This is a genomic window from Lentzea sp. NPDC036949 (genome assembly GCF_055608075.1).
On sequence record NZ_JBVJRA010000026.1, the window covers coordinates 1 to 17,082 of the forward strand.

General features: G+C 69.5%; 24 protein-coding genes and 1 tRNA gene. All 25 read left to right on the plus strand.

The features are described from left to right. Positions 1–138 precede the first annotated feature (138 nt). The gene (locus tag ACZ7CD_RS38270) at positions 139–1,401 is read left to right on the plus strand and encodes a site-specific integrase (protein ID WP_470380808.1); all 1,263 of its coding nucleotides are present in this window, start codon (positions 139–141) and stop codon (positions 1,399–1,401) included. A gap of 268 nt (positions 1,402–1,669) precedes the next feature. Further along, positions 1,670–1,888, plus strand: coding sequence for a hypothetical protein (locus ACZ7CD_RS38275; RefSeq protein WP_470380809.1), 219 nt, complete (start codon positions 1,670–1,672; stop codon positions 1,886–1,888). Next, entirely contained in the window at positions 1,872–2,555 is a 684-nt protein-coding gene (locus tag ACZ7CD_RS38280; RefSeq protein ID WP_470380810.1) for a hypothetical protein, read from the plus strand. Before ACZ7CD_RS38275 ends, ACZ7CD_RS38280 begins: the two co-directional genes overlap by 17 nt. Continuing rightward, a complete protein-coding gene (locus ACZ7CD_RS38285; RefSeq protein WP_470380811.1) occupies positions 2,552–2,800 on the plus strand; it encodes a hypothetical protein in 249 nt (82 codons plus the stop codon). The genes ACZ7CD_RS38280 and ACZ7CD_RS38285 overlap by 4 nt, the downstream gene beginning before the upstream one ends. A 12-nt stretch (positions 2,801–2,812) precedes the next feature. Beyond that, positions 2,813–3,595: a hypothetical protein gene (locus tag ACZ7CD_RS38290; protein WP_470380812.1), complete on the plus strand. Its 783-nt coding sequence runs from the start codon at positions 2,813–2,815 to the stop codon at positions 3,593–3,595. Next, entirely contained in the window at positions 3,592–3,942 is a 351-nt protein-coding gene (locus ACZ7CD_RS38295; RefSeq protein ID WP_470380813.1) for a hypothetical protein, read from the plus strand. The genes ACZ7CD_RS38290 and ACZ7CD_RS38295 overlap by 4 nt, the downstream gene beginning before the upstream one ends. Next, entirely contained in the window at positions 3,939–4,355 is a 417-nt protein-coding gene (locus ACZ7CD_RS38300; protein WP_470380814.1) for a hypothetical protein, read from the plus strand. The genes ACZ7CD_RS38295 and ACZ7CD_RS38300 overlap by 4 nt, the downstream gene beginning before the upstream one ends. 4 nt (positions 4,356–4,359) lie before the next feature. After that, positions 4,360–4,755 carry a hypothetical protein gene (locus tag ACZ7CD_RS38305; protein WP_470380815.1) on the plus strand — a complete coding sequence of 132 codons (396 nt, stop codon included), beginning with the start codon at positions 4,360–4,362 and terminating at the stop codon, positions 4,753–4,755. A gap of 141 nt (positions 4,756–4,896) precedes the next feature. Next, complete coding sequence (locus ACZ7CD_RS38310) at positions 4,897–5,112, plus strand: hypothetical protein (protein WP_470380816.1); 216 nt, start codon at positions 4,897–4,899, stop codon at positions 5,110–5,112. 150 nt (positions 5,113–5,262) lie between these two features. Beyond that, positions 5,263–5,336: transfer RNA gene (locus ACZ7CD_RS38315), tRNA-Met, on the plus strand. A gap of 162 nt (positions 5,337–5,498) precedes the next feature. Beyond that, positions 5,499–7,043 (plus strand): hypothetical protein, encoded by a 1,545-nt coding sequence (locus tag ACZ7CD_RS38320; protein WP_470380817.1) that lies wholly within the window; start codon positions 5,499–5,501, stop codon positions 7,041–7,043. Continuing rightward, on the plus strand, positions 7,043–7,342 hold the full coding sequence (locus ACZ7CD_RS38325) for a chitobiase/beta-hexosaminidase C-terminal domain-containing protein (protein WP_470380818.1): 300 nt from the start codon (positions 7,043–7,045) through the stop codon (positions 7,340–7,342). Before ACZ7CD_RS38320 ends, ACZ7CD_RS38325 begins: the two co-directional genes overlap by 1 nt. Positions 7,343–7,355: 13 nt before the next feature. Next, complete coding sequence (locus tag ACZ7CD_RS38330) at positions 7,356–8,561, plus strand: hypothetical protein (protein WP_470380819.1); 1,206 nt, start codon at positions 7,356–7,358, stop codon at positions 8,559–8,561. Between the two features lie 10 nt (positions 8,562–8,571). Then, on the plus strand, positions 8,572–8,847 hold the full coding sequence (locus ACZ7CD_RS38335; RefSeq protein ID WP_470380820.1) for a hypothetical protein: 276 nt from the start codon (positions 8,572–8,574) through the stop codon (positions 8,845–8,847). Continuing rightward, positions 8,847–9,080: a hypothetical protein gene (locus ACZ7CD_RS38340; RefSeq protein WP_470380821.1), complete on the plus strand. Its 234-nt coding sequence runs from the start codon at positions 8,847–8,849 to the stop codon at positions 9,078–9,080. The genes ACZ7CD_RS38335 and ACZ7CD_RS38340 overlap by 1 nt, the downstream gene beginning before the upstream one ends. A gap of 157 nt (positions 9,081–9,237) precedes the next feature. Continuing rightward, positions 9,238–9,588: a hypothetical protein gene (locus tag ACZ7CD_RS38345; RefSeq protein WP_470380822.1), complete on the plus strand. Its 351-nt coding sequence runs from the start codon at positions 9,238–9,240 to the stop codon at positions 9,586–9,588. Positions 9,589–9,878: 290 nt separating this feature from the next. Beyond that, positions 9,879–10,082: a hypothetical protein gene (locus ACZ7CD_RS38350; RefSeq protein ID WP_470380823.1), complete on the plus strand. Its 204-nt coding sequence runs from the start codon at positions 9,879–9,881 to the stop codon at positions 10,080–10,082. Then, positions 10,082–10,702 (plus strand): hypothetical protein, encoded by a 621-nt coding sequence (locus tag ACZ7CD_RS38355; RefSeq protein WP_470380824.1) that lies wholly within the window; start codon positions 10,082–10,084, stop codon positions 10,700–10,702. Before ACZ7CD_RS38350 ends, ACZ7CD_RS38355 begins: the two co-directional genes overlap by 1 nt. 5 nt (positions 10,703–10,707) lie before the next feature. Then, complete coding sequence (locus tag ACZ7CD_RS38360; RefSeq protein WP_470380825.1) at positions 10,708–12,384, plus strand: Terminase; 1,677 nt, start codon at positions 10,708–10,710, stop codon at positions 12,382–12,384. Between the two features lie 15 nt (positions 12,385–12,399). Beyond that, positions 12,400–13,875 carry a phage portal protein gene (locus ACZ7CD_RS38365; protein ID WP_470380826.1) on the plus strand — a complete coding sequence of 492 codons (1,476 nt, stop codon included), beginning with the start codon at positions 12,400–12,402 and terminating at the stop codon, positions 13,873–13,875. A 47-nt stretch (positions 13,876–13,922) separates the two neighbouring features. Then, complete coding sequence (locus tag ACZ7CD_RS38370; RefSeq protein WP_470380827.1) at positions 13,923–14,678, plus strand: hypothetical protein; 756 nt, start codon at positions 13,923–13,925, stop codon at positions 14,676–14,678. A 49-nt stretch (positions 14,679–14,727) separates the two neighbouring features. Continuing rightward, on the plus strand, positions 14,728–15,330 hold the full coding sequence (locus tag ACZ7CD_RS38375) for a hypothetical protein (RefSeq protein ID WP_470380828.1): 603 nt from the start codon (positions 14,728–14,730) through the stop codon (positions 15,328–15,330). Between the two features lie 47 nt (positions 15,331–15,377). Beyond that, complete coding sequence (locus ACZ7CD_RS38380; RefSeq protein WP_470380829.1) at positions 15,378–16,334, plus strand: phage major capsid protein; 957 nt, start codon at positions 15,378–15,380, stop codon at positions 16,332–16,334. A gap of 19 nt (positions 16,335–16,353) precedes the next feature. Beyond that, entirely contained in the window at positions 16,354–16,755 is a 402-nt protein-coding gene (locus tag ACZ7CD_RS38385) for a hypothetical protein (RefSeq protein ID WP_470380830.1), read from the plus strand. Positions 16,756–16,772: 17 nt separating this feature from the next. Continuing rightward, positions 16,773–17,063 carry a hypothetical protein gene (locus ACZ7CD_RS38390; protein WP_470380831.1) on the plus strand — a complete coding sequence of 97 codons (291 nt, stop codon included), beginning with the start codon at positions 16,773–16,775 and terminating at the stop codon, positions 17,061–17,063. The last annotated feature ends 19 nt before the right edge of the window (positions 17,064–17,082 follow it).

Consider the following 17,082-nt stretch of genomic DNA (forward strand, 5'->3'; position numbering starts at 1 on the left):
ACCTGGGGGGTCTCCATGGACAAGTACCCAGCTGATCACTAATGCCCAGCTCAGAGGGCTACCTTCACCTCCCCCGAAGCGCTATGGTTGATCCAAACCGACGTTTTGCGCCGACGAAATCCCCAAAGGAGGCCCGCCATGGGACGGACCCCCCTTGAACCCGGCACCCACGGCAAGGTCGGGACCAAGCGACTCAGCCCGGACCTGTGGAAGGCGTGGGCCCGGTTCCGCGACCTCGACGGCGCCGCCCCCCGAGTGATCGAGCGCACCGCTCCGTCCGAGAGGGAAGCCGTCGCCGCGCTGGAAGCGGTCTTCCACCAGATGCGCGGCGGTGGCACCTCCGTCGCCACAATCACCGCCAACAGTCGTCTGCACGAGGCAGCGGAGGTCTTCCTCGAGCGCGCCCGACTCAAGCGCAAGCGCACGACCTACGACTGCTACCGCCGGCTGATCAGGAACGAGATCGTCCCCGCCATCGGCGGGCTGCGGGGCGTCGAGGCCACCGTGCCGCGGCTGCAGCTGTACATGGACTCCCTGGAGACGCAGCCCCGTCTCGGGATCGGCGAGCCGCTGTCCCCGAACTCGCGTCGCAACCTGCGTAAGTGCTTGCGCGGCATCATGCAGGTCTACGTCCGGTGCGGCGCGCTCGACCGGAACCCGTGCAGCGAGCTGGACCCCATCGAGGGCGGCACCAAGAAGCCGCCGCGCGCCTACGACGCCGCCGAGGTCCGCGAGTTCCTGCGTCGTGTCGACGCTGACGAGTTCGCCCGGCGATCGCTGCTCAACGTGCTAGTCCGGCTGCAGTTCTACGTCGGCTGCCGCATCGGCGAAGTGCTGGCAATCCGGTGGATCGACCTGAACCTCACTGCGGCGCCCGTGAAGGTCGTGGACCCGGTGCTCGGCGCGAAGGTGATCCCGCCGTACACGGTGTGGATCAACGGCAACATCGTCCGGTTCTTCGGCGAGGGCCTGCAGCGCAGCGACCTCAAGACGACAGGGTCTCAGGCGCTGGTCGGACTCCCACCGTCGCTGGTCACGCTGCTGCTGTTCATCGCCACACCGGACATGGACCCGTACGAGCCGGTGTTCATCTCGCGGCGCGCGGGCTGGCAGTGCCCGAACAACATCAGCAGCGCGATCCGGCGGCTGCGTGAGCGCATCAGCCGCGACTACGACTCCGATGCGCTGTCCGAGTTCGACTTCAGCGACTTCACCAGCCACATCGGCCGCAAGTCCTACGGCACCGCCCTGGACGCCTCCGGGCAGTCGGCCCGTCAGATCGCCGACGCCCTGCGCAAGGTCAGCGTCACCGACACCCTGAACACCTATATGGGCCGCAAGGTGGTGAACCCCGACGCCGCACTCCTGATCGAGAACTACTTCGCCTCCGTCGACGACTGAGCGAACGGCGGCACGTGAAGGCCTCCGTGTTCGGCTACGGCTGAACGCGGAGGCCTTTCGTCTGGGCGGGAGCTCCACAGCTCACCCTCCACTTCGAACTGTCGTTGCATCCAGTGCGCTTGTTTCGCATGCGGCAACAGGGTTTCGCGTCCACTGGCGCGTGCGGTAACGAACCACTATCGCCCCGCGGCGCGTGGAATGCGCACACATCCGAACCCGATCTACCCTGCGATCAACACCACGCCTCAACCGCCGCAGGAGGCCGCTCGTGTCATCGCTCGACCCCCAGTCGCCAGGACTGCGCAGAGCCGTCGCGCACCACATGGAAACCCGCCGCGCGGACATCCTCCGCAAGGCCGCCGACGAACTCGAACTCGAAGGCCACACCCGCAGACTCACCGGCGGCACACCCACCTGGGCCGACGCCGTCGAGTACCTCCGCGGGCTCGCCCTAGGCGAAGAAGGCTGCGATGACACCCACCGCTGACACGAACCGCGACTTCATCGCCCAGCTCGACGCCGCGATCGGCTGCCAGCAGTGCGGGGGACCACTCGGCGACAGCCCGTCAAGCGACTTCTGCAGCGAGGGCTGCCAGGAACGCTGGCACGCCGCCCACACCTCTGCGCTTGTGGGCTACGTCGAGCCATGGGACCTCGTCTTCGACGCGGTCGGAAGCAGGATCCGCCCGTTCGCTCCCGACCCTGCCGCGCTCGCCCGCTACCGCCGCCGCTACGCCCTTGGCGTTACCCCGGACGGCGAGGTCGTCGGGCAGCAAGGTCACGTTGTCGGCCACGTCGCCGCGCGTGCCCACGCCGACCGCTTCGATTGGATCGAGCGGCACCTGAACCTCAGGTTAGCTGGATGGCAGGCCGAGATCCTGCGCGGCCAGTACGAGGTCTGGACGGCTACCCTTCGCCGCCAGACCGAGCAGGTGGCCCGCGCGATGAACACGCTCGCTCCGATCATGGACGAGATGATCCGCATCGCCGCCAGGCCAGTGGCCGCGCTGCAGCCGCTGGCCGAGAACCTCGCGCCACCGAAGCCGCCAACCGACCCGCGCGAGCGCGCCCTGTGGCTGCGCCGCAACCGCAACACCGGCCCGGCCGCCTCGGCGCGTGCACCGCGCACGATCAACCCGAGGCGGGGCCGATGACCGAGCCCGTCACCGAGGTTCTCCCGCCCGAGCCCGACGAGGACGACGACGGCCCTGCGGGTGTCTACGTCTCGTCCAACGTCTCTGGTCGGGACGGCGCGACCTTCAACGCCAGCCTGGTCCTGCTCGATCCTGGCGCCGACGACATCGCAGACGCCCTGCTCAGGACCGCTCTGGCAGCAGCGCAGATGCACGGTCCAGACGCCTGGATCGCGCTGCAGCAACGCCTCAAGCACTCGCCGTAGGAGGGACGCACGATGAGCACACCCGACGACGTCAGCCTCCTGTGCCGGCGTGGCCGCCGCTGCACGGACGCCCGTCGCACCCGCACCACCGCAGAGGACGGCACCACCACGACCTCACGTGTCCCGGCGTGGGCAACCGCCCCGAACGGCCTGTGCCGCATGGACACCACCCTCGCGTACCGGGCGATCCAGCAGCTGCCCGCGGACTACTGGGAGCTGTCGGTGCTGCTGGGCAAGACCGCCCGCCCGCTCGGTACCTACGCCTCCAGCTCCCGCGAGCTCGCCGTGCCGATCCGCCTCAACGTCGAAGCGTTGCAGGCCGCGATCGTCGTCGAGCTCGACCTGTGGGCCGCCCCGGTCGCCGAGCACTCGGGCATGACCTACGCGGAGACCGGGCGCCCGTCGCACCGGGTGCGGTACGCGTCCGGGTGGATCACCGGCCGGTGGCCGCTGCTGCTCTCGGTGCCGGTAATCGACGTGCTGCGCGTGGACTCCACTGACGAACACCTCTCCGGCCGCGCCGGCTTCGCGTCCAGCGAGGAAGACGGTGTCGACGGGGCCCTGCACCTGCTGCACCTGCACGACCAGGTCACCGCCCTCGCTGGCCGCACCCACCGCGCGCACCGCATGTGGTCCCCATGCCCCCAGTGCTCCCGGCTCTCCCTCGAACGCCAGGAGGGCTCCGGGCACGTGGACTGCACGCTCTGCGGGCACCGCATGCCCCTCGACGAGTACGAGCAGCACGCCAGCGTGCTGGCAGCGGCGTACGGCGACGAAGCGGCAGCCGTCGCATGAACGCGCTCATGCGTCTCATCGAGGAGGCGATCGCGACCGAGGAGGCGATGGCAGACGGCCCGGAGTGGCGTCGGGGCCATCCGGATTCCTGCATGTGGCCAGGCGACATGCCCGGCTACTGCGACTGCGGCAGCGCCGATCGTGTGCACCGCCGCTGCGCGGCTGACCGGGTCGTGCTTCAGCAGCACCGCCCCGTTGAGGACACCGGGCTGGTCTGCGGCATCTGTGTCGAGCCCGGCTACATCGGCCTCGAACACCGCAACGACTGGCCCACCGTGCCGTGGCCCTGCCCGACTTTGACCGCTCTCGCTCACGCCTACGGCATCAAGACGGAGGGTCGCGGATGAGCAGCCGCTTCAGCTACCTGTGCCTCAGCCACGAACCGGCGATCGAGTCGGACCTCTACCACGAAGAACGGCACAGCGAACCGCGTGACCTTGACGCCGCGCTGGCGCTCCTGCCTGCGCGGCGCGCACATCACCCGGGGTGCGATCTCGTCTTCGCCCGCTACTCCGGTGGCCTGGTCGAGTTGATCTGCCCGCCGTCGAGGACGCCCGATGATCACGGCACGCGACACCCGTACCACCCAAACGGTCCGACCAAGACCGCGGCTGCGTGGCTGCGCCTGCTCTGGGCAGCGAACGCGCAGCCCGAACCACGCGACCCGGCCCTGGAGAGCGCCATCGACGCTCTCGCCCGTACCTGTTGGCCGCCGAGCCGCGTAGCCCGCATCGGTCGCATCCTGGGCATCCAGGACTGAACCCATGATCAAACCCCGCCGTCGCCCGTGGCCGTTCCCTGGCGACACCGCGCTCGACCGTGCTCGCCGCTGCGCCTACGAGTACCGCAGCGCCTTGATCAAGGTCGCCCCGCAGCTAGTCGCCCAGATCGACGAGAAGCTCACGGAGCTCGGCGAGCCGTGGGTTGCGCCGCAGGTCGAGCAGATCGAACTGGACGCCGAGCACCGCCTGCGGGACCTCAGCGAGAAGCTCGGTGGCATCCCCACCGAGAGCGTGATCCGCCAGTGGCGCACACGCGGACATCTGCCGGACCGGCGCGATGACGCAGGACACCCGGTCAACACGGCCCGAGACGTGCTCAACTACCAAGCCCAGAAGCGCAAGAGCCGAGCCGAGCGCGCCGCCCACCGCAGCGCGTGACCTCGGCTTACCCTGGTCGAACCTGGCGGTGCTTGACACCGCAACCTGTGACAGTTCATGATCCGACCCAACCACACGTATGCCCAAAGCCCCGGACTCGCTGCCCGCGACCGGGGCTTTCGGCTGTCCGAGGGAGGCCGCATGGTCACCGCGAAGGTCAAGTGCACGGCCGCCGAACCGCAGCCCGACGGCCAGGTCGCGGTCACGATCGGCCCGGACTACGACGACGGCCGCAACAAGGAGTGGGCGAAGTACACGCCCGGCCTCAACCTGACCATGACCGTGAAGGAAGAGGTGGCCGGCCACTTCGAGGTCGGCCGCACCTACACGCTGCAGTTCGTGCCGAGCGAGGACTGACAGCCGCAGATTTCCACTAGGACCGCCGCCGCCCTCCGGGGCTGGTCAGGAGTGCCGTACGACGAGGCAGGTAAGCGCGGTCCAGCTCGACCCCACAGAGCGACCAGGGGTCGAGTGGCGGCGGGGATAAGGGGCCCGCGGCTGCCGCATCGCGCCGTAGAGCAGTTCGGTAGCTCGCTGGGCTCATATCCCAGAGGTCGCGGGTTCGACTCCCGCCGGCGCCACTACGACCCGCCCAAGACTCCCGACGTGCGGACGCCCCCAGGCTCCGGCGCGCCACGTCGGGCCCATCCTCCTTCGGTGGAGGGACGGGGACGCTGCGGTCCCGCTCAGCGGCGGCAACGCGGGACCGCAGCAACACCACACCAGCACGAGGGGAGCAGTACGTGCCTCTCCCTCCTGGTGTCACGACCCGCACCTACTCGGGCACGATCGTCGGCCTGGACGGCACGAATGCCACGGGCACGCTGGACTTCCGGCACGCGACGCCGATCTACGACACGGCGAACAACACCGTGGTCGGCCCGAAGAAACCGATCACCGCCCAGGTGACCAACGGGACGTTCACCACCGAACTGCCAGTCACGACCGGTGCCTACGTGGTCACCATCGACACCGACGCCCTGCGCGACGTCTACGTCCTGCCCATCCCCGCCGGTGCTGGTCCGATCAAGTTCGCCGACACCTACCCGGCCGCCGCCGCACCCACCCTCGCGTCGGTGTACGTACTGCGCTCCACGTTCGACCTGCTCGTGGACCGGGTCGCCGACCTGGAGGACATCGGCGGCGGCGTGGCCGCACCCGACGCGACGACCATGACCAAGGGCCTGGTCCGGCTCGCCGGCGACTTCGGCGGCACTGCGGACGCGCCGACCGTGCCCGCGCTCGCCTCGAAGTACGTGAAACCCGGCGGTGGCATCCCGGCCACCGACCTCGCCGCCGCGGTGCAGGCCCTGCTCACCCTCGCGGGCACCGCCGTCCAGCCTGCCCAGCTCCCGGACTCCCCGGACGACATCGGCGCGGCCGCGCTCGTGCACATGCACACCGCCGCGCAGATCACCGACCTGATCGCCGCGGTCGACGCACGGGTGCAGCTCATCGTCGACGCCGCCCCCTCGGCGCTCGACACGCTCAACGAGCTCGCCGCGGCCCTGAACGACGACCCGGACTTCGCGGCCACGATGACCACGGCGCTGGCGGGCAAGCAGCCGCTGGACGCGGACCTCACTGCGTTCGCCGCACTCGCCCCCGCTGACGGTTCGCTGTTGCAGCGCATCGGCGGTACCTGGGCGGCCCGCACGCTGGCCGGCTTGAAGACAGACCTTGCGCTCAACCTAGTCGACAACACCAGCGACGCCACGAAGCCGGTCAGCACCGCCCAGCAGGCCGCCCTCGACCTCAAGGCCCCGCTGACCGCCACCAACGACCTCGACACCCGCGTGGATGCGCTCGAAGCCGCGGGCAGCGGTGCGCTGTTCCAGATCGTCGAGGCCCGCATCACCTCCGGCAACGTGACGTTCCCGAACACGGCGGCAGCATGGGCCAAACCCGGTGACGCGACCGGGCTACCGGTGGACTTCCGTCTGACCCTGCCGAACTGCCAGGCAGGCGACTGGGTGGAGATCGGCATCCGCGGCATGCGCTCCGACACCACCTCGGCGTTCGTTGACCTCGCCGTGCAGGTCGGCTCGTCGATCGTCCGCTACCTCACGACCGGCACCAGCAGCCCGCCGTTCGAGGGGGACCTCGCCTGGTACCCCGGCACCGGGTTCCGCCCCCAGAGCGCCCCAGCCGGGTTCGTCGTTACGCCCGCCGACCTCGACGGCAGCCAGGTCCGGTTCGTGCTTGCCAACCGCAGCGCCGGCGCAGGCACCTTGTACGCCAGCAGCCAGTACCCGTTCTGGTGGTCCGCCAAGAGGTGGAGGCAGTAGTGGCCACACACACGATCGCCGCCGATGAGCAGGGCGTCCACAACGTCGTGCTGACCGCGAACACGGTCGACATCGTCGAGTTCGCCGACGACGTCACCCAGGTCGCGATCACGAACATGACCGGCACAGCGGCCGTGTACTTCACCGTCGACGGCACCGACCCGACCGTGGCCGGCAAGAAGACCCGTCTGGTCCCGGCGGCGATCGCTCAGGTCGAGATCGAACCGACGACCAGCGGACCCACCGTCGTGAAGGTCATCAGCCCTGGCACGCCGACCGTGAGCGTTGCTCGCAGCTGAGAGGAGCCGCATCATGCGCTGCGTCGTCCTCGGAGCCCCGGTCGACCACGAAACCCGCGCGAAGGTCGACACGCTCATGACGAGCTTGCCGGCCAGTCAGGAGCAGACCGCCGCGGCACTGGCCGCTCAGCGGACCCTGCTCGACCAGAAGCTCGCCGAGGCCGGTGGGCAGATCACCCGCCTGCAGGACCTTGCCTCCTCGGTCACGAACGTCCGGCAGGTCGCCGACGAGGTCCACGCCGAACTCGCCCGCCGCATCACCGCGGTCAACGACGCCGTGACCAACGCCCGCCAGGAGCTCGACGCCATCGCGCAGCGGGCGCAGCAGGCACTCGACACGGCCCGTGTCGCGGAGGACACCGGCGCCTACGCGGCCGAACGAGCCGACACCGCGGTCACGGCCTCCGATCAGGCGCGACAGGCCGCGAACGCCACACAGGCGACCGTCCAGGAGGCCGCAGCAGCCGCCACAGGCGCAGCGACCCAGGCCGCGAACGCCGCCAGCGACGCATCGACCGCCCGTACCGCCTCCCACAACGCGCAGCAGGCCGCCGAGGCTGCCGCCGCGCTGGCGGACAGCGCGGCCACGAGCGCCGCGACCTCACGCACGCTCACGGACACCGCCGCCCAGCAAGCGGCCAGCGCCCGCACTGCCGCCGGCACCGCCCAGACGGCGGCTACGAGCGCCAGCACCGCCGCAACCACGGCCCAGGCCGCCGCCGAGCAGGCCCGGACAACCGCGGCGTCCGCGGTAACGACGGCGAACGACGCGAAGACCGCAGCCCAGGCCGCCACCACCACGGCCAACACGGCGGCCGCGACCGCCGGCAACGCGGTTACCGCGGCGAACACCGCGTCCAGCACCGCCACCACCGCGAAGACCACCGCGGACGACACCACGGCCGCTCTCACCGCGGCCCGTGATCGCATCACCGTGCTGGAGACCCGCAAGACCTACGTCGACTACCAGCAGGTCCCGGTGTCTGGGTCGCTGGCGCAGGGCGCGACGAAGGACTTCGTCGTCACCTGGCCGGTCGCGCTGCCGAACGTTACGTACGAGGTGGAGATCGTGTCGGCCACGGACAGCATCTACAACAAGATCGCCCTGGCCACGGTCGTCTCCCGCTCGGCCACGTCCGCGACGGTCCGTCTCCGCGCGATCAGCGCCGTCACGCTCACCGGCACCGTCACGTTCGCCGCCGCCATCACCACCGCCTGAGGGGAACCCCATGCCCGTCCGTGAAGTGCAGGCCACCTACGAGCACGTGCAGTGGACCGGCGACAACGCCGACGACGTCGCCAACAAGCTGAGCGCCTACTACGGCACCCCATTCGACACCGAGCAGCTCGACGACGGCGCCCTGCGCGTCACCAGCGGCGCCTACAGCGACGTCATCCCCGCCGACCACGTCTACCTCATGGGCCCCAACTACGGGCCCCTGCGCACCGGCCAGTCCGCAGTCGTCGACCCCGGCACCTTCGCCGCCAAGTACACCGACGCCTGATGGATCACGAGCTCGCAGGCATCACGGTCACCCAGTTCCGCCAGGCCCTGCGCGACGCCGCCGATCGCATCCTCGTCGTCCAGCCCGCATCACTGCGCGAGCCCACCGTGCTGTGGCTCCGCAGCATCGAGGCCCAGGCAGCAAGCTGGGCAAGCCTCCTGGGGCGACCGAGCGTCGCAGCCTGGAACGCAGCGCAGGCCATCCTCAACGAACACGCGCACCGCGCGGGGTGAGGCTGATGAGCGACTTCGTGGTCCCTCACGCCTCCGACGCGATGTGCAGGCGCTGCCACTCCCGATGGGTCAGAGGCAAGAGCATCAGGCGCAGGCCCTGCGCCAACGGACTGCAGGCGGCCATCAACATCAAGGTCCACGGGGCCGAACAGCGGCCATGAGCGGTGGATGGCAGGGCAGCAGCAGACGTGACCAGCTCCCCGCGAACTGGCGCACCGAGATCCGCCCCGCAGTCCTACAACGCGACGGCCACACCTGCACGTGGCTGGAGACCCACGACGACGGCGGCTTCCCGACCTACATGCTCGGCGCCTACCAGCCACGCGAACGCTGCAACGAGCGAGGCAACGACGTCGACCACGTCGGCGACCCACACGACCACCGCCCCGACAACGCCCGCACCCTGTGCTCCTGGCACCACAACCAGCGCAGCAGCAGACAGGGCAACGCAGCACAACGCCGGCCGAGTACACGCCGACCCCGCGACCCACACCCCGGACTACTCTGACCTGCGGAAACGCACATCGTGTCCGATGGATCGCGATAGAAACTCACTGCGGGTCAACGAATTTCGTTAGCAGCTAAGCGAATTCATTCTTTTTCGACGCGGCCAATGCCGGACGGGGGGATCCCCCCTCTCCCGCACCCCTTCCCTGCCGGGGAGTTGCTGGGCCTCGCGGTGTGTACGGGTTGGGGGTTTTGCCGCGTACACGCTAACGAGTCTATTTTCCCTGCTCAGAGGGCTTCTGAGCGAACTGCGGCAACCCGGAACGGGGCGTCGCGCATCCCGAAACGGGAGTGATCAAGATGGCTCGTGTCTACATCGTCGACACCAACAAGTTCGGGATCGAGCGCGGTCCGATCGTGGTCGTTGACTGCGACCCTGGCACCGGTGGCGTGTTCAACATCGCGCAGGCTGAGGAGCAGGCGAAGAAGCTGAAGGACCAGGCCGAGGCGGCTGCTGTGGTGGTGCAGCTCGGCGAAACGTTCTGGGTGTTCTGATGGGTATCCGGACGCAGATGTCGGGCCCGGCGCCGAAGGACGCGTCGCAGCGGATCCGGCGCAACAAGCAGCCTGGCGCGATCCAGCTTCCCGCAGCCGGCCGGTCTGGCGCGGCGCCAAAGTTTCCGCTCGGCCCGGACCTCAACACCAAGGCCGCGCTCCAGGTGGCGGAGTCCAAGTTGGACGAGCTGGAGTGGAAGCGCGAGGAGGGCAAGAAGGTCGCCGAGGCGGTGATGACCCGCGCCGAGGAGAAGGTCGCTCGTCTGCGAATGGTCGTTGCGGTGCAGCGGGAGTCCGAGCTGGAGCTGTGGACGAAGCTGTGGGCCACGCCGCAGGCGGTCGAATGGGAAGCGCTCGGCTGGCTGGACGAGGTCGCGCTGTACACCCGCTGGATGGTGCTGGCGGCCAGCGGTGACCTCGCGGCCGGCAAGGAGGCTCGGCAGTACGCGGACCGGCTCGGGTTGACGCCGTTGGCGATGGCCCGGTTGCGCTGGGAGATCGCGTTCGACGCTGGCCAGCAGCCCGGCACGCCGACGCCGCCGACCTCGCCGCCGCCGGGTAAGGGCAAGGCGACGGTGACGGCGATCGACGACCGTCGCTCCAGGGTCGCGGCCGGGTAGAACCGATGCCCCGCACGCTGGTGCGGGCACCGCAGCACGACCGCACCCGGTCTCTCGGGTGGCTCGCGGTCGCGTGGATGGAGCACTTCGTCGTCCACGGCCGCGGTGACGCCGCGGGCATGGCCGTCCGGCACGGCGACGAGCTGACCGGGTTCGTCGTCGACTGCTACGCCCTGGACGAGCCGGGGAAGCTGCTCTACGACTCGGCGTTCTACAGCCGGCCGAAGGGCTGCGACAAGTCCGGGCTCGGCGCCAGGTTCGCACTGTTCGAGGCGTTCGGCCCGTGCCGGTTCGCCGGGTACGCGCAGGGCGGCGAGGTCTACGAAGACCCGTGGGGACTCGGGTTCCGGTACGAGTACCAGCCCGGCGAGCCGATGGGCCGCCACGTCGTCCAGCCGATGATCCGCGTGCTGGCCACCGAAGAGGGCCAGACGGGCAACGTTTACGACTCGATCTACTACAACCTCACCGACGAGGACGCCCTGCTGTCGCAGGTCGGCGCAGACGCCGGTCTCACGAGGACGTTCCTGCCCGGCGGCGGTGAGATCCGGCCCTCGACCGCCAGTTCGGCGTCGAAGGACGGTGGCCTGGAGACCTTCGTGGTCTTCGACGAGACGCACCTGTACAACACGCCGGAGCTGCGACGGATGTACCGGACGGTCACCCGGAACCTGCGCAAGCGGAAGAAGACCGCGGGCACGTGGTTCCTTGAGACCACGACGATGTTCGCGCCCGGTGAGGAGTCGGTCGCCGAGGCCACCTACGAGCTCGCCGAGGCGATCACGCAGAAGCGGGCGCGGCGGCAGAAGCTGCTGTACGACCACCGCTGGGGCGAGTGCGAGGACCTGTCCCGCGAGGAGTCGCTCAAGGCGGCGATCCTCGAAGCGTTCGGTGAGGCGATCGAGTGGAACGACGTTGACAGCATCGTCGACGAGTTCTACGACCCACGGAACGAGCCCGAGGACAGCCGCCGGTACTTCCTCAACGCGCGCACCTCGGCGGGCGATGCGTGGATGGCCGCCGAGAAGTGGGCGGCGTGCGCGGCGCCCGGCACGGTAGTGCCGGACCGGACGCGCATCACGCTCGGGTTCGACGGCTCGATCCGTGACGACTCGACCGCCCTGGTCGGTTGCGTGGTTGCGACCGGGCACCTGTTCCTGCTGGAGCAGGCGGACGGGCTGCCGACGGTGTGGGAGAAGCCGTCGGGGCCGCAGGGCAAGGACTGGCAGGTCGACCGGGACGCTGTGGACGCCGCGGTGGCTGCGGCGATGTCCCGCTTCGAGGTCGTCGGGTGCTACGCGGACCCGGCGCACTGGCAGGACTACCTGGACCGGTGGCAGGCCGCTTACGGGGCGCGGATGCGGATCAAGGCGACCCGTGAGCGGCCGCTGGAGTGGTGGACGAACCGGCCGACGTTCATGGTGCGTGCGCTGGAGCGGCTGCACGAGGCGATCGCAGCCAAGGCGGCCACGCACGACGGCAGTTCGGTGCTGACTCAGCACGTGCTCAACGCACGCCGGCGGATCGCCGGGAAGGTCGGTGTGGTGATCGGCAAGGAGCACGCCAAGAGCAGCCGGAAGATCGATGCGGCGATGGCGGCGACGCTCGCCTACGAGTGCCGCGCGGACGCGGTGGCCAAGGGCCTGCACAAGCAACGGAAGCGCATGACGGGCGCGTTCTGACGAGGGGGTGGCCTGTTGGCCGAGGCCACCGATCTCACGCCGCTGGAGTGGTTGGCGCGGCTCGGGAAGAAGCTCATCGACCGGCAGGACGCGATCGCCTACTGGCGCCGCTATTACGAGGGCGACCACGACCTGCCCGCCGGGCCGAACCAGCACAAGGAGGCGTTCCGGCGCTTCCAGGAGATGTCACGCACGAACCTGTGTCGCCTGTGCGTGGAGTCATCGGTGCACCGCACGGTCGCGATCGGGTTCAGGGACCGAAAGTGGAACGGCGGCACCGACATCGACCCGGTGTGGAAGCTGTGGCAGCAAGCGAAGCTGGACGCCCGCCAGTTCGGGATCTGGCGCAAGGCCTACAGCCGCAGCGCCGCGTTCGTGATCGTCGGCGTCGATCCGCGCAACACGAAGAAGCCGCGGGTGACGATCGAGGGCCCGGAGAACGTGATCGTGGAGTGTGACCCGGCCGACCCTTCGCGCCGGATCGCGGCCTTGCGGCTGTGGCACGACAGCATCGCCAAACGGTGGATGGCAACCCTGTACCTGCGGGGCATCACCGACGAGGCGCCGGGAACCCGCTACCACTACCGGTCTCGGCGCGAGTCGAAGAACCCGCTGGGCGGGGTGTCGTGGAAGCCGGCGGCGTGGGAGGAGCGCGCCGAAGCAGGCAGGACCTTGCCCGGTGTGCCCGTGCTGCCGTTCCTCAACGGCGACGAAGGCGAAGAGCCAGTGGCCGAGCACGACTCAGGCATCGACGACCAGAACCGGCTCAACCTCACGCTGCTCAACCGTCTCTCCAGCGAGCGGTACGCCGCGTTCAGGCAGACGCTGCTGCTGAACTTCACCATCGACACCGACCCGGTGACCGGCGAGAAGATCGCGCCGTGGAAGCCGGGTGTGACCCAGATCGGCACCATCCCGCCGCCCGAGGCAGGAGATCCTGAGGTCAAGGTCGTGCAGCTGCAGCAGACCGCCACGTCGGACATGCTGCGCGGCGTCGAGTCCGACATGCGGGCGTTCGCCGCGGTCACCTTGACGCCGGTCTACTACCTGCCCGGCGACTTCTCCAACATCGGTGGTGACGCGGTCGCGGCGCTGGATGCGGGACACAACGCGAAGATCCGGCAGCGCATGGCCACCTGGGGTGAAGGACTCGAGGAGCTCAACCAGTACCTGGCGCTCGCGGTCGGCTTGGAGGGCTCGGACGGCAAGCCTCGTGACTTGTCGGAGTCGGAGATCGTCTGGGCGCGGCCGGAGAACTTCGTGCCGTCCCAGGTGGGCGACTACCTGGTGAAGATGAAGGATGCCGGGATTCCGCTGCCGATGTCGGTGGAGGAGGTCGGCTGGTCGCCGCAGCGTGTTTCGCAGTTGCGCAGCGAACGGGCCGCTGAGATGGCGCTGATGAGCCTCGCGGCACCCACCACGCAGGGCACGACCTCTGGGCGGCGGGTGCCAGCGGCTGAGTTTCAGGCGCCGGGCGAGCTGGTGGAGTAGTGGAGCCCGAGCGGTTCGCACAGCTACGGCGGGGGATGTCGAAGCGCGTGATCGCGACCCTGGTGAGGTTGTTCCTCGGCCTCGGATCGTGGCGGGACGCGGACGCTGACCGGTTCGTCGCGCAGGCGGTGCCTCTGGTGCAGGGCAGCCAGCGGGCACTCGCGGCGCTGACGGCGATCTTCATCGCCGAGCAGGCCAGCTCAGGACTTGGCCGAACCGTCGCACCTCCGGGCGTGCCGGACTCCGAAGTGCTTGACCTGCGCGTGGGCGTCGACACGGAGACGGTGTACCGCCGGCCATTCGTCGAGACATACACGGCGTTGTCGCAGGGCAAGACGATGACCGACGCTCTGCGGCTTGGACGCGTGCGGCTGGCCGAGATCGCCGAGATGGACCTGCAGCAGACGCACGCACGTGCGTCGCGCGCGGTGCTGAACGCCCTGTCGGATGCCGATCAGCCGCGGTTCTGGCGGCGAGTGCTGTCCGGCCTGGAGAACTGCGCGATGTGCGTGGTCGCCTCCACCCAGCGGTACCGGGTCAGTGACCTGAACCCGATCCACCCCGGCTGCGACTGCTTCGTCGAGGGCGTCTGGGGCGCCGATCCCGGTCAGGTGATCGCGCCTGAGCTGCTGGAGAACGTGCACGCCGCCGTGCTCGCGCTCACCGGCCAGGAAGACCGCGGCGCACGCGAGCCGGACTACCGGCAGCTGATGGTGCAGATGACGGCCGAGCACGGCGAGCTCGGCCCGCTGCTGGTGCGGCCCCGGGACCGCTTCACCGGTCCCGACGAGCTGACCACCTGAACCTCCGTGCCCGGAACGGGCGCGGCCCATCCCGAAACGGGAGAGATCCATGAGCACTGACGCTGGTACTGGCACGTCCGGAGACAGCGGGCCGCCCGGCAGCACCACGACCTCCGACACGGGACAGAGCGGTTCGGGAACCGGAACAGCCACCACCGCCACCGCGTCAACGGACGACTGGGGCGCCGCCGAGTGGAAGGCCTTCGTCGACGAGGTCGGCATGTCGCCGGCCGAGGTGAAGAAGAAGCTCGGCCACGCCAGGACCTGGGAGAAGCGCGCCACCGACAACGTCGAAGCGGCCAAGCAGCTCCCGACGCTGCAGCAGCAGCTCGACCAGATGCGGCAAGAGCTGTCCGAGCGGGATGTCCGCGACGTCGAGCGCAACGGCCGCATGGCCATGACCCAGGTCCGCTCCGCGCTCGCCGAGGCCGGCGTGCGCGCGGACGACGTGAAAGACCTGCTGGCCGAAATCGCCCCCGAGCGGCTGCTCAAGGACGGCGAACCGAACGACGAGGCGATCAACCGCGTCGTCGGCGCCCTGTGCCGCACCGCCGGCCGCCCCACCGCAGACCCCGACCAGGGGCATGGCGGTGCGAGCGGCGCAACCGACATGAACTCGCTGTTCCGGCAGAAGCTGCGGGACCGGCGCTGACACGGCTTCCCCGGTAGGGGATCTGCCGCAAAGAGAGGGTGAATCCCTTGCCGTACAACAACATCACTTCGCGCGCCGACAGTGAGGCCCTGATCCCCGAGGACGTGTCCCGGGAGATGCTGGGCAAGGCACGCGAGGACTCGGCGGTGCTGAACCTGTTCCGCCCCGTCAACGTGCCGCGCAAGTCCGTGCGGTTCCCGATCCTCTCGGCCCTGCCGGTCGCCTACTGGGTGAACGGCGACACCGGTCTCAAGCAGACCACCGAGATGGCCTGGGCGAACAAGTTCCTGACGGTCGAGGAGATCGCCACGATCCTCCCGATCCCGGAGAACGTCGCCGACGACATCGAGATCAACGTGTGGGACGAGGCCGAGCCCTACCTGCGTGAGGCGGTTGCCCGGCTGCTGGACCAGACGGTGTTCTTCGGCACCAACGCGCCGAGCTCGTTCCCCACGGCCGTGTTCCCCGCGGCGGTGGCGGCGGGCAACGTCGTCACCGAGGGCACCGCGACGGCCGCGCAGGGCGGCTACATGGGCGACCTGGACAACCTCCTCGCCACCGTCGAGGAGGACGGCTTCAACGTCACCGGCTTCGTCGCCGACCTCACCGCCAAGCGCAAGCTCCGCGCGGCCCGCGACACCCAGGGCCGCAAGCTCGACGTCGGCCGCGTCAGCGGTGACCTGGCGACCATCGACGGCGCCCCGGTCGAGTACGCGATGGCGAACCTGTGGCCGACCGGCGGCGGCGCGGGCACCAACGTGCGCATGCTCGCCGGCGACTGGCGCAACCAGTTCGTCGTCGGTGTGCGGCAGGACATCACGTTCAAGCTGCTCACCGAGGCGGTCATCCAGGACAACACGGGCGCGATCGTGTTCAACCTGGCGCAGCAGGACATGGTGGCCATGCGCCTGAAGTTCCGGGTGGGCTGGCAGGTCGCGAACACGATCAACAACCAGAACCCGAACTCGGCGACCCGGTACCCGGCCGCCGCGATGATCTACTGATCGGAAGGGCTGAACGATCATGAGCGCACCCCTGACCAGGATCATCGAGGCCGACGTCCCCGCGGTGTCCACGGCCGGCAACACCGAAGAGTCCGTGATCGGACAGGCGCCGTTCGACTGCACCGTCACGGCCGTCGAGTACGTGCCCGAGGCAGCGGTCACCGGCGCGGCCACCAATAACCGCGCGTTCTCGCTCGTCAACAAGGGCCAGGCCGGTTCCGCGTCCACCGTGGTCGCCTCGCTGGCCATGGACAACGGCGTGAACGCCACCGCCTACAACGAGCGCGCCGTCACGCTGTCGGGCACCGCCGCGAACCTCGACCTCACGGCCGGCGACACCCTGCAGTGGCGGTCGGTGCCCAACGGCACCGGCATCACCGACCCCGGCGGTGTCGTGCGCGTCACCGTGTCCCGTCGCTGAGAACGGAGCTGAAGCAGATGGTGACCAGGAAGAACGCTGAGACGTTCACGACCGAAGGCCGCGAGGCCGTCGAGGTCGAACACGTGGTGGTGCCGCCCGACCAGGGCCAGGAGCACGGGTTCATCGGCGCGGTGCGGGCCGACAAGGACCGCGACGCGCACACCGTGACCGGTGTGACGAGCGCCGCGGAGGCCACGGCGGCCGAGACCAAGTCGTCGTCCAGTCCGAAGACGGCCAGCGCCTCCCGGACGTCGACGAAGTCCTCCGACACGAAGTCGGGCAGCACGACCACCACGCCGAACAGCTGAGCAACACGCGGAGGTCATC